At 33.9% G+C, this 13,033-nt stretch carries 8 protein-coding genes and 1 CRISPR repeat array (1 of these 9 running past the window's edge); of the genes, 3 read left to right on the top strand and 5 right to left on the bottom strand.

What is annotated here, in order from left to right; translation table 11 throughout:
- Nucleotides 1-1,050 precede the first annotated feature (1,050 nt).
- Nucleotides 1,051-2,079 (top strand): NPCBM/NEW2 domain-containing protein, encoded by a 1,029-nt coding sequence (locus PL77_RS17250; protein WP_044207997.1) that lies wholly within the window; start codon nt 1,051-1,053, stop codon nt 2,077-2,079.
- 88 nt (nt 2,080-2,167) lie between these two features.
- On the opposite strand, the gene PL77_RS17245 is transcribed toward PL77_RS17250, so the two are convergent.
- From PL77_RS17245 to PL77_RS17225, 5 genes are all read right to left on the bottom strand, one after another.
- Nucleotides 2,168-3,814 (bottom strand): DUF6377 domain-containing protein, encoded by a 1,647-nt coding sequence (locus tag PL77_RS17245; protein WP_044207994.1) that lies wholly within the window; start codon nt 3,812-3,814, stop codon nt 2,168-2,170.
- Nucleotides 3,815-4,343: 529 nt separating this feature from the next.
- Nucleotides 4,344-4,796: a hypothetical protein gene (locus PL77_RS17240; protein WP_044207991.1), complete on the bottom strand. Its 453-nt coding sequence runs from the start codon at nt 4,794-4,796 to the stop codon at nt 4,344-4,346.
- A gap of 202 nt (nt 4,797-4,998) precedes the next feature.
- Nucleotides 4,999-5,376, bottom strand: coding sequence for a VOC family protein (locus tag PL77_RS17235; RefSeq protein WP_371199239.1), 378 nt, complete (start codon nt 5,374-5,376; stop codon nt 4,999-5,001).
- A 94-nt stretch (nt 5,377-5,470) separates the two neighbouring features.
- Entirely contained in the window at nt 5,471-5,914 is a 444-nt protein-coding gene (locus tag PL77_RS17230) for a hypothetical protein (protein WP_044207985.1), read from the bottom strand.
- A 208-nt stretch (nt 5,915-6,122) separates the two neighbouring features.
- Complete coding sequence (locus PL77_RS17225; protein ID WP_172665888.1) at nt 6,123-7,760, bottom strand: sulfatase; 1,638 nt, start codon at nt 7,758-7,760, stop codon at nt 6,123-6,125.
- 683 nt (nt 7,761-8,443) lie between these two features.
- Here PL77_RS17225 and PL77_RS17220 point away from each other — a divergent pair.
- Together PL77_RS17220 and PL77_RS17215 are read left to right on the top strand one after the other, a co-directional pair.
- Nucleotides 8,444-10,309, top strand: coding sequence for a hypothetical protein (locus PL77_RS17220; protein WP_044207978.1), 1,866 nt, complete (start codon nt 8,444-8,446; stop codon nt 10,307-10,309).
- Between the two features lie 676 nt (nt 10,310-10,985).
- Complete coding sequence (locus PL77_RS17215) at nt 10,986-12,113, top strand: hypothetical protein (RefSeq protein WP_052444510.1); 1,128 nt, start codon at nt 10,986-10,988, stop codon at nt 12,111-12,113.
- Nucleotides 12,114-12,155: 42 nt separating this feature from the next.
- Nucleotides 12,156-13,033: a CRISPR direct-repeat array (repeat unit 30 nt; unit sequence ATTTCAATTCAATATAGTTCAGTGCAAAAC) (it continues 69 nt past the right edge of the window).

Here is a 13,033-nt window from a genome sequence, read left to right as displayed (position 1 = left end):
GATCTCTTTTCATCTCTTTAAATTTAAGACCTTAAATTAACGAAAATTTAGTTTACAATGTATTTAATACATTGTAAACTAAGTTTACGTTAATATTTAATCAACATTTCTACACACATTTATAGGCTCTACTTTCAAGCTTCTTTCTTCTTCATTTTTCCATTGATGAAAAACGAAGCAAAAAATCTAGGCTTAGAAGTCAAAAGCTAAATTTCATTTCTCTCGCCTAAATGATTTTAAACTCGCTAAAGCTCAAACAAGAAAATCATTTTTAACGGCTCACTTCATGAAATTCTTAACGCTTTTCCCTTCAAGGCCGAGGAAAGTACTGCCAAACGAATTGGGTAGAATGCCACTGGCGCGAATGTTAAGCGTTAGCGGCATTCGTGTCCTACAGATCAACAGAAATCTCCTGATTTCTAAAAATCATAAATATTCGAAAACTTAGTTGACAATGTATCTAACTTTTGTTTTTTATCCCCTCCTTATACTTTTCGGAGTATTTTCTTTAGGTCCAATAAAATCTAGATCAGTATAAAAAAGGGCAAATGTACTTCAGCTTTGACTCAAGTGAATGAGTTGAAACTTCGGAAAAGTGAGAAGACATTTACCCAATTCTTACCTTACATGATAAACCAATATTATCATTACAAAAGTATTCTTTTAGTTCATCTCTTTTTGTCTCTAATCTTTCATTATTACCATTTAATTCTATAATAATCTCTCCTTTTTTTAAAAAAAACTTGACAGTCTTATCAAAGAGAAATAGTGACAAGTAGCCACTTTCATTTTTTTTAGGTTTCACTGTATACTAATTTAGTTTACGGTGTATTTGCTCTGTAAATCAATTGTTTGTGTGATATTGAATTTGAGTCTAAACTTTATCTGAATATTCTGTTATAAGAAATGAAAGATTAAAGCATGTCTAAAATAAAACAGCTATCTAACTTTAGAGTGTGATTCAAAAAATTTGATTAACATGATTAGTGATAAGAGAAAAAGAGGCTAGTCATCCGATGATATTTTTTTATTATTTTAAAGAAGTTTGAAATGAAAATTCAAAAGCAATTGTTAGCATTAGGATCGCTTCTTATTCTTAATGCAGGTGTGTATGCTCAAACTGAAACGACTCCATCAGAAGTAGAAATTATGAAAGGAAAAAGAGTATACCTGAGCGGAAAGGATGCTCTAACGAATAGTCAATCCTATTGGAGAGTAAATGAAGACAAGGCGGTAAGTGGTGAGAAATTAAGTATTCAAGGAGTTGAGTACAAAAAAGGTCTTGGTGTACACGCTCCTTCAAACTTAATGTTTAAAGTACCATCAAAAGCTCAATATTTTTATGTGGTTCCAGGTGCGGATGATGCACATCAAGGACCTTTTAAAATGACCATAAAAGTAGACAATGAGGAGGTATTTAACTCTGGCGTAATTTCAAGTAAGAACAAAAAATATACTCCAAAACTACACGCAATTGATGTAACTGGAGCCACAATAATCTCTTTACAGGTGGATGCTTTAGAAAACCAAGGGGGAGATCATGCAGATTGGGCTGAAGCGTTTTTTGTGGAAGGTAAAAAAGAAAACAAGCCAAAGAATCCTGGCCTTTCGGCTAAGATAGAAGCAGAATTAGCTGATGATGAGCTACCAGGTGAAAAAGTATATTTAACGAAGGAACTCGCTTCAACTGTAGACTCTTACTGGAGAGTAATGAACAATGAAGGGATTGAAGGTGGAAAGATTAGCTTAAAAGGTAAGAAATTCAATAAGGGTGTGGGTGTGCATGCTCCATCCACTTTGATTTATCCTGTAGCATCAAATTACAAGCAATTTGTAGTAACGCCAGGTGCCAATGATTCTAATGCAGGTACAATTAGAATGCGCATCTTGATCGATGGTCAGGAGGTATTTAACAGCGGTGCAATCAAATCTACGAAGCAAAATCCGGAAAGATTGGTGCTTGATGTGGCTGGTAAAAAAGAGGTGCAACTCATTGTTGATGAGGAAGATGGAGAAAAAGGAGGAGACCATGCAAGTTGGGCAAGTGCATATTTCCTACTTTCTGGAGGATCAAAATAAACTATTATAGTTTACAATTTGTGGCTTATAACGAAAAGGCCTTCCTGTAGAATTACGGGAAGGCCTTTTCTATTTTTTAGTTGTACTCTTATTCTCCAATCTTCATGACATACTCTTCAAAACGGTCACGGTCTACGGTGGCTTTGTTTTTTATTTTAACCCTATAATTGTAAATGGTAGTAACAGAATTGCCCAAAAGCTTTGAGATTTTTGCACTGTCTGAAATTCCTAAACGTACTAAAGCAAAGATTCTCAGCTCGGTATTGAGAAGGTCCTTCGCCTTAATTTTGATAGGGTCGTTAGGATCAAGAAGCTTATTGATTTCTTTTACAAAATCGGGGTAAATATTCAAGAAGGTTTCATCAAAGTTCTTGTAAAATTGCTTCATTTCCACCTTTCGGATGTCCTGGTTTTTAATCTCATCTAATAGCACACCATACTTCCTGCCGATCAACATTTTTTGGGTGTGCATCGCTTGACCTTCCAGTTTATCAATGTAATCAGAACATATTTTTAAGAATTCTCCAATATATACTTCTTTGACATGGTTGGTTTTTGATAGATCGGAGTGCAGTTTTTTCAGCTGTTCATTGGCCTCAATTAATTCTGAATTAGAAAGCTTCAATTGAGCGTTTACTTCTACCATACCGTTACGAGCTTTACGGATACTCTTGACCTGCCTCCAGATTAAGAAGAAGGCAATGATGAGAATAATAGATAATAAAGAGGAAACGATTATAAAAATTTGAAGACTTTGCTTCTGTTCAACTAACTGATCTTCATATGACTTGGAGATCAATGGGAGAATATTAGCGATCTGTATTTTCCTTAAATCAGAATTATAAAAGTTCGCATCTTCATAAGAGATATTAATATATTTGTAAGCCCTTTCAATATCCTGATTTTCCGCTAATTTTTCAGCTAATATGGATAAGGAAGCATTGTCTTTAATGGCTCCTTTGATATCAGAGATGGCAGAAAGTGTAAGGTATTTTCTTTGGTTTTCAAAATCATTCTCAAACTCATAGGTAATCGAAAGAAGGAAGGTGATCTTTGAATATTCCCTTTGTCCAATTTGAGTTCTAGCTAGCCTTAATGCATTAATCCTTCTAGCTTCTTTTATATCTCGGCGGTCTAAAGCGGTAATTTCCTTTATTTCCAAAGAGGTATCAGAATTTTCAGGTAAAAGACCTAAAAGAATCTCGCTGTATTCTTTATATTTTTGTAAGTATCCTTCCTTGAGGTGCTGTACTCTGCTATAAAAATAGAGTTGATAATACAGTTCCTTATAGACTAAATTATAAAAAATGAATTGAGCATTGGTCAACGAATTTTTATCAATAGCAGAAAGAATTTCTTGTGATTCAGAGTAAATTCCGGCTCTAATTAATAAGTTGGCTAAGTTGAGGTATGTTTCATTAATTAATTTTTCTTCATTCAATTCTTCAGCAAATTTAATTGCCTCATTGATAAAGTGGAGTGCACCATAAAATTCAAATACTTCATATAACTTGAAGATCTCCATTGATAGAAAATATTTTTCGCGTAATGTAGTACTACTATCATTTTCGAGTCTAAATCTGAATTTATCAATCTCCTTATTTTTTTGAATATCCAATTGAGGACGCGTCTTAATCACTTTGTCCAATTCATGGTATAATGAATCAAGTTCCTTATTAGCAAATGACGAAAAAGATAGGATAAGCAATAGGAATAGTGGACTAAAAAATTTCATTATTAAAGCAAAAAATCATGTTTATAAGTACTAAGTCAAAAAAATCATAGTTAATTTTGAATTTGTACTTAGTAGTTCAATTTATTGTAAACTAAATTTATCGTCAACTTTCAATCGACCTTTCTACAAGCTTTTACTTCCAAGCTAAAAGAGTAGTAATTCTACTGGATCGAATGTTAAGCGATGGTATTATTTATACCTTATAGACGACAAAAAATCTTACTGATTTATAAAAGTGAAATCACTCCAAAAGTCAGCTTACAATATTTTCTAATTTCAATGATAAAATTAGAAAAAAAATAGACCCTAAAAAAATGTAATATCGATGATCTATATCGCCTTATTCCCTTTGGTTTTGAGATGTTATAGACTAGGGTTTTTCTGCACTGTATAGCGATAGGAGAATATACTTAACCTAGGCTGCATACCCTTCGTTGCCCTTTTATTTCTGCCAAATGAAGTATTGAAGCTAACGAAAATAGGGATTACGAATTTAAAGAATAAGATGATCAAAGGTGAAACAGTCTTGTTACTCTAAATATGAAACAGTTCCTAATTTAGGATTATGAATGATCAAGTTGATATGATAATAACTACCATAGTTGAACTGCTGATGAGTATAATTGACTATAAAATGACAATCTCTATGTAACCCTTTAAAAGTTCCATTTTTTCCTTGTCCTTCTCTGGTCATATCTACTCTGAAATAATGTTTAATTGCAGTGATAAATTTCTGCACTTCAGCTTTGGTCATTAAGGTTGGTGTACCACTTTTTTCGGGTTTAAAAGTGATGCTATGAATCAGCCCTTGGTTATTTCGATTTGCTTCAAAATGTCCGTAATGTCCCGCAAAAGCCATTTTTGTAGAAGAGACTTTATTATTAGGGATGTTGTTTCCTATTACGTACCCTTTGAAATTGATTTGAGAAAATGCAGTAAAGCTAGTGAGGAGAAATGTAATGCAAATGAGTGAACGAAACATAAATAACTGATAATTTAGGATAAAACATATTTAAGGTAGAAGGTTGGTTTGTAGTTTTTTTATTTGATTTAGAGTCTGGTATTTATCATAATTTACTGAAACCCAATTATGTTTCCAATATTTGCAGAAAAAAATAAGGTCCAATGTAATATTAAATCACATTGAACCTTCAAACTTAAGGTATTTATTATCAATAGTGTAATTAGATATGCTGATCAATTAGGATTTGATTTCCATCAGGGTCAGTAATCATAATACTCCCCGGACCCTTTGTACTTTCATCAACTTCTGAGAGCAATTCAATATCCTCTTTTTTTAGATGTTGTTGAATTTTTCTGACATCCTTGAAATTTTCGATGTTGTTGGCATCTTGATCCCAACCTGGGTTGAAGGTGATGATATTCTTATCAAACATTCCTTGAAATAAGCCAATGTTGGTTTGACCATTTTTCATGATATAATAGTTCATTTCAGCTGTACCTGCAAATACACTGAAACCTAACTTCTCATAAAATGCTTTGGAAATTTGAAGATCTTTGACAGTAAGACTGATTGAAAAAGCACCAAGATTCATAGTCATTAAATAGTTAGATTAAAAAGAATAAATTCCTAATCACCAATATAAAACATTGTGAGGACTCTCTTATTAATAAAGCACCATTTACTATGCATCATTATTTCAACAAGTTGATTTTTATATTTTGATTTCCAAGTTTTATTTCTTCACCTTGTTTCTTTCCAATGATTGATTTGTAGATAGGAGCATCTGAAGCTACGCCAGTCACTTGTTTTCCTTCAAATTTCACTGGTGGAAAATGGGTGCCCATGATCAAATACATCACGGGGGTTTCAATAACACTGCCTCCTCTTACTTTGTCTTCAGTATGCTCTTGTTTGAGGCTCTTTTTTAGTGCCTGAACGGTATCAGAAAGTGCATCAATACTGCTATTTGCGATGGTAATACTACTGATTTCGTCTTCAGTATTACTTTCATAAAGTTTTGTATCAGAGGAGTCTATTGTATTTTGGATTGACTCTTCACTTTCTTTGTGGAATTCATTGATGGTTTTTTGAAATTCATCAATAACGAATTGGATAATATTGTTTCTTGTTGCCATAGTGTTCTGAGTTATAGTATGTAATATCAAATTTTTAGACATGTAGTGCAACAAAAAGGTTTCAACCCCCGCAATATTCTTGGAAATTTCCAATACTATAAAGCACCTAGTCCATAAATTTTGCAATTTGGACGAGGTGCTTTCGTTACTTTTTATTGAGAATTTAATTCATCAACAATTTTTGATTGGACTATTTTTATTGAGTTCCTTATTGTAAAAAAACTTTGCTTGTCAATTCATCAAATGGACGTTCTTCAAAAGAAAGCAATGCCTCACGCAAAATCAGTCGGAGCTCTTTTGCTTTTGCTGGATGCTCGTTAAATATGTTTTGAGCTTCTTTAGGATCATCTTCCAAATTAAAAAGTTGATCTTTCTCAAAGTAGAGTGGGTTACTATTACTGGCGTGATGTCCTAAGTGTTGATTTCGAACATAAAAAGGCTCAGGAATCTCTTCATTATGATACCCTTTGAAAGTACCTCCTTTTGCTATTTTATCCTTGATAGTATTGGGGTACCTAACGGCAATATATTTCCAGTTTTCCGCAAGAATACCTCTTGCAAAGCCAATCTCAAAATAGAGGTAATCGTGAATTTTTACAGTATTATCTTTAAAAGTGGGAGCAAGACTTTTACCGTCTATTTCCATCTGCTTTTTGATCTTTACACCTGCAATATCCAAGAAGGTAGGGGTGAAGTCAATGTTTTGAACCAATCCATCGAATGAACTTTCAGGAGCAATTCCTTTTGGCCAATGCATCGTGAGCGGAATTTTGACGCCAGTTTCATAAAGTGTCGTTTTCCCGTAGTGGTAGGCGCCATGATCGGAAGTGATCACGATCAAAGTATTTTCATACTGTCCTTTTTCTTTCAGCTTCTTTACCATCGCTTCTACACTTCGATCAAACCATCGCAGCCATGCCTGATCTTTTCTTAAAGAATCATTTGCAAAAACTTCCGCTTTAATATCACCACGTTCCGGCATAAAACTATAGTCTTTTTCAATGTAACCTTCACCAGTGATATTAGGGTCTGCATCTAATCCAAAATTATATTTCCCTTTTGTTTGTCGCCAAGGTTCAGGGCCATGAGGAACGGTAGTAGCATAGTACAGAAAGAAAGGGTCCTTTTGATCGCTACTAGTTGTAATAAACTCCAAAGCAGCAGATGTAGTCCACTCAATATTATGTGCGTTAGCCGATTTAGAGTGAAGTTCAAGAAGGTTGCCGCCATAGACAGCGTTGGCATAATCAAAACCTCTTTCTTTAATCATTTTAGACCATTTAGCATGGTTGTGTGCCATTGCTTTACTCACTTCATGATTCTTGATATCAGCTGTTTTTTCGTATTCTTCAAAACCATTTTCTTTGAATTTTTTTCGGTTGAGTTTATCGTTTTCTACAATATGACTTTTTCCCACAAAGCCTGTTTTGTAGCCATTTTTTTGAAGAATTTTAGCCACGTTCATTCTGTTGCTCTCCAGTTCAGTATTATTTTCAACTCTGGTCATTCTACCTTCAGGGTGCATTCTCATAAACTGAGGCCCTGTACACCTTCCGGCATATCTTCCTGTCAGTGAGGTATATCTACTAGGAGAACACACCGAAGAAGATACGTAGGCATTTTTATAGATTATTCCTTCCTTAGCTAATTGGTCAACAAATGGAGTGAGTACGTGTTGTTCACCGCAGAAACCGAAAGTTCTCGTTTCTCTAGCCTCCTCTTTTTCCATTGGAAAAGGACTCATATCATCCACCACGATATAAATAATATTCGGCCTTTTTTGAGCCAAGGATTGCACACTTATAAGTAGACTTATTGATATAAAGATTTTAGTTAATATTTTCATTTCAACTTTTTTAAAAAACTGACCAAAGACACATAACATGGTCCAAAAAATTATAGGTAATAAAGTTACGTGGAGTGCTTAATAGGTTCTTAATTAACGATTAACGGGTATTATTATCAATTTTTTTAGAGGATTAATGCAGAATTAATGTCAAAATAAACCACAATTAAGTCACTACTTTAAATTTGAAGTACAACATAGAGACATAGTTGGAGCATCCAATTTTTAAAAGTCTCACTAGTATTTACTATACAAAATGTCATAGAACTCAATGATTAAATACACTGTAAACTCAATTAAAGTAATTTCCTTTATGAAGGATAAATGGTAATGTATTGTGGTTCGTGAGGAAGTTGCAAAACCCATATAGTGTTGAAAAACCAACATGTTTCAAGTGTTAAGTGCTAGCGTCACTTGGAACTGATCATTGGTGAAGTCTCCTGACTTCGAAATAAATACCATATTTTCATTCATTTCGAAGTCGGGAGACAATATGTAATCACAAGTGACGCCTATCGGCTTAACACTTGCGACATGGTGAATGAAAAAAGGTTTTGCGACAGCCCCCTACAGCACAGTATTTTAGAAGATAATTTAGTTTACAGGGTGTTAAATCTAGGCATTTTACAACTATTATTGAAGTATGGGTGTGTTTCTCGCATGCCTAAAATATTAGATGAATTATGAAACTTTTTAGAATAACTCTTTTCTCTTGCCTTCTAGCATGTTTTGCATTTTACTCATTTCAAGCCAAAACAAAAGAAGAAAAAAAATACGTTTTCGCAATTAACAACCTGAGGTTTCTCAATACGCCAGAATATGGAATTTTGTCCCATATTAATGCAGAGAACTATCATTTTGATCAAGATCACAAGAACTGGGTCAAAAACAACGAACTTTTTTATCCTATAGATACTGATTTGGTTTCTCCACTCACGTTGGAAGATGCCGTTGATCTAGAAATTAATTTAGCCATGAAAAGTGGTATTAATGGTTTTTCATTGCTCTATATTCTTTCTGAAAATAGAAAGATACTGGATCTCTTTGATCATATTATTGATACCTATGTAAAAGTAATTCAGAAGAAAGGGTATGACTTTAAACTGATGATTGCCATTAAGTTTGAGTTTGGAGCTGATGTGCATCAAGGAATTTATGAATGTGGTACGAGGCTGGCCAAAATTTATGATCAGTCCAAAGACTTTAAAAATTGGTATACCATTAATGGGAACAAAGCTTTGATGTTTTATAAGTCCAAGGGCCTGACATCACTCAAAGAAATCAAGAAGTGGGAAAAGTCTAAAGATAGTGAGTTAGATATGAGTGCATACTTTGACCGAATCGATGAGATTACTTCGTACTTGAGCAAAGATATTTCTGTGATTTACAATGCTTTTTGGCCAGGTAGAAAAAGAGAAATTGAGTTGGCTTTAGAGAGGTTCGAAACAATCTACTTTGAGAAATCACGAATGTTGCGACAGAAAAAGATTGACCTTTTGGCTTCTATCCTAAAATCGAAACAACGTCCTTTTATCCAAACGGTAATGCATAGTGGTATATCGAGCTATTTTGTACATAACAGCGATCATAAAAAGAAGCCCGTTCGACATATCACTTCGAACAAAATGAAAATCAATGAATGTTACAAAGAATATGACAACCTACATTTGTCAAGAGGTATTAGGGATGGCTTTAAAAGTGCGATGAAACATGATGCTGAGATCGTCATGTTAGATTCATGGAATACTTTTCTAGAGCATTCTCATTTTAGACCAAGTTATAATAATGGTTGGGGACTTTCGGTACTACTGAATAGCTATATTGATGAATTCAATCATAGAACACCTGAGGAATCAATGGTGATGGTTTACCTGCCCAAACAAAATGAAGAAGATAAAAGCTACTTGATGTATAAAAATAGAAAGAGCTATTCTTATAAAGACCCCAATTTCGAGAAAAAGAATATTGAAATTGTCACTTACCTAGATGCACCTGCAGAGTTGTATTTTAGAAATAGCTATGTTAAAACAATTCCTGAAGGAAGGCAAGTCACTCATTTGGCGTGGAAAGGGGGAAGTACGGATGCTTTCTTAAAAAGAAATGGGGCAAGATTAATGGATATAAAATCACCCAAGAAAGTATGTTCGGTAAAGGATAGAAACAACCCTGTAAAGGTGTATTTATCAAATAAAGATCCTGAGTTGTATGCCAATATGATTTCAATGCTTGCAGAAAAAGAGGTAAACTTTTTCAAGCATAGATTTCTCCTTTCTGATATTAAATATCAAATATGGGTAGGAATTGAAAAAAAGAAGATGGAGTATTATATCTCTAACTTGGTTGAAAATGAGAAAGATATGAAGGTCGCTTTTTCAAAAATCAAGAAATACGAAAAGGGGTACAAAGCCAAAATAAAAGATCTTCTGTCTCCTTTCAATTATAAAATTTGGGAGGAAATCATTAGCGAAAAAATGGAGTATGCAAAACCTTTAGAAGACTATGATATCTATGATTTTGAAAACTCTTACAACCTTTTACAAGCGTACTAGCTAAGCTTTTGTTGACTTTTCAATTCATATTTTTACAAGACAGGGCCTACTTCCAAGCTTCCTTCTTCTTCATTTTTGTCTTAACACAAAAACGAAGCAAAAAAGTCAAGGCTTAGAAGTCAAAAGCTAAATTTCATTTCTTTCGCCTAAATGATTTTATACTTGCTAAAGCTCAAACAAGAAAATCATTTTAAACGGCTCACTTCATGAAATTCTTAACGCTTTTCCCTTCAAGGCCGGGGGGGGGAGTACTACCACACTAAAAGGGTAGAAAGCTCACTGGCACGAATGTTAAGCGTAAGCGTCATTCGTGTCCTATAAATCATCAGAAATCTCCTGATTTCTAAATACTATAAATAGTCGAAAATCTAGTTTACAGTGTACTGACTTTTCTGAGGAAAGAGCAGAAGTGAAATTCATTATGATTTACTTCTCCTTTTTTCTCAGAAAAGATTACTTGTAATAATAGTTAGAATGGAGAGGCTTACAAGATTTGTAAGTCTCTTTTTTTAACCTTTTTCTCGCATTATTATATTATATTCTACCCTATATTTTAAAAGTGAGGTACTCTTTTTTTTTCATCAAAAAGCAAAAGAGTGCTTTCGTAACATTGAATAAATGGGTACATTGGGAGACAATAAAAATAAACTTCTATCTATACTAAAAATATAAAGCCGTGACCTACGAAATAGCAACTATTGTTGAAGCTCTTCAACCTTACAAAGAAGAGTTGGCGTCTCTTTATTCTTGGAAATCTGATCTTTCTCGCTTGGTAGAACTGCAAGTAATTTCTACTTCTGAATTGGATGAACTTCTTCAATTACCAATTTTTGAAAAGGAAATTCGAGTAAAGAAAATAGTGCATGATGCTTTGCATAGCTTCTATCAGCAAGACAAAGAAAAATTCGAAGAGCTATCGATGTGGTTGATTGTAAATTGGGGAGGAATCAGAGCCGCCAATCGTGAAGATACTTTGCCTATCGTTTATAACTTTATTGAAAAAGGAGAGAAGCCTTTTAGTAGAATAGCGAGTTATTCTAAGGTGGCTTCTTTTATGTACCCAGAGGAATGTATAATCTATGATGCTAGGGTGGCGTACACGCTTAACTGGATTTTGCTTTCGAGAGAAGCAAGTACTCAATTTTTCCCGATGCCTTTGGGCAGAAATTCCAAGATGAATGCTTTTGATATAGAAGTTTTGCTTCGGCTAAAGCATAAAGAACGCTATCAGATCGATTCACCGTTAGCTATGGAAAAACAGTTTATTGCCAATCGTGATAAGCAGTTATATATTCCGAAAGATGAGGCCTATCCTAAAATGAATCAGCTGATCAAAGCAATACATCTAGAATTATGGCAAGATGGAAGAAAGGAGTTGTACTATACAGAAATGCTTCTTTTCTCTATGGCAGATACTTTTGTAACCAAGGAGATTGTGGAGTCTGTTGATGTTAGTTTTAAGTCTTTGAAAGTTTTGAAGAAGGACATTAAGAAATTAAGCACTTGGGGAAATAGAAGTGCTTTTGAGTATACAGGAAGTGTTCATAAAGGCACTACCATTTATATGGGGGAAAACCTATCCTCTAAACTAGAGATTAACAAAGAAACCTATCGTCAATTGCTCTCTGAATTTGAAGGAATGACCGTTCCAATTGGCACTTCAAGAACGACACCTACCGTGGGAAGCTTGGGAGAATGGATTCAGCAAACAACAAATAAAGTAGGCACTACTTCTTTTGTGGGAGCAATATTGGTTGCTGAAGGTTTTGCGGAGAAAGAAGGGAGTGAGATTCGGTTTTTGTGATTAGAATCTAGATCATTATTTACTTTTTATAAGGCTCTATAGTAAGATTTTCAATATAGTTCAGTGCAAAACTTGAAAATAGCGTTGGCTACCAATGCCAAGAGTGATTTCAATTCAATATAGTTCAGTGCAAAACCATCCATCTCCACCTTTTACGGTGCGTTTGTACATATTTCAATTCAATATAGTTCAGTGCAAAACCGATGAGGTGGCGAAAAATGCTGAGGCACTATGGAATTTCAATTCAATATAGTTCAGTGCAAAACGAATTAATTGTTGATTTGTTGCTCCAACAATATAAGATTTCAATTCAATATAGTTCAGTGCAAAACTGATCTTTGATCATCATCTATAATACATCTATCTTGCATTTCAATTCAATATAGTTCAGTGCAAAACTTTACAGTAACTTTTAATAATGACTCACCTTCCAAATTTCAATTCAATATAGTTCAGTGCAAAACTACTAATGCACCAATGGCAGCTACAGTTAATGTAATATTTCAATTCAATATAGTTCAGTGCAAAACGGTTACTGCGTTTGTAGAGGTACATATGACAAAGACATTTCAATTCAATATAGTTCAGTGCAAAACATTGATGCATCCGCATAACCCGCGATTTTTACAACATTTCAATTCAATATAGTTCAGTGCAAAACTATAACTTCACCTGTTGACTTATTTTTTAACTTAATATTTCAATTCAATATAGTTCAGTGCAAAACTACCTTAGCGTAGTATTTATCCAATTTATCAAACACATTTCAATTCAATATAGTTCAGTGCAAAACATCATCCATTGACTTTAAATCCGTAGCCACTGACCAATTTCAATTCAATATAGTTCAGTGCAAAACATTCTATCAGTACCCACGGTGAAATTAGAATCAATATTTCAATTCAATATAGTTCAGTGCA

The organism is Flammeovirga sp. OC4 (genome assembly GCF_000812565.1).
Taxonomy (GTDB): Bacteria; Bacteroidota; Bacteroidia; order Cytophagales; family Flammeovirgaceae; genus Flammeovirga.
The sequence above is the reverse complement of the archived record's forward strand: the minus strand, read 5'-3'. Positions and strand labels throughout refer to the sequence as shown.

Coding starts and splice junctions, on each gene's coding strand:
- PL77_RS17235 (WP_371199239.1), bottom strand. CDS start 5,376: ATGACTATGAATCTTGGTGCTTTTTCAATCAGTCTTACTGTCAAAGAT.
- PL77_RS17225 (WP_172665888.1), bottom strand. CDS start 7,760: ATGAAAATATTAACTAAAATCTTTATATCAATAAGTCTACTTATAAGT.
- PL77_RS17230 (WP_044207985.1), bottom strand. CDS start 5,914: ATGGCAACAAGAAACAATATTATCCAATTCGTTATTGATGAATTTCAA.
- PL77_RS17245 (WP_044207994.1), bottom strand. CDS start 3,814: ATGAAATTTTTTAGTCCACTATTCCTATTGCTTATCCTATCTTTTTCG.
- PL77_RS17240 (WP_044207991.1), bottom strand. CDS start 4,796: ATGTTTCGTTCACTCATTTGCATTACATTTCTCCTCACTAGCTTTACT.
- PL77_RS17250 (WP_044207997.1), top strand. CDS start 1,051: ATGAAAATTCAAAAGCAATTGTTAGCATTAGGATCGCTTCTTATTCTT.
- PL77_RS17220 (WP_044207978.1), top strand. CDS start 8,444: ATGAAACTTTTTAGAATAACTCTTTTCTCTTGCCTTCTAGCATGTTTT.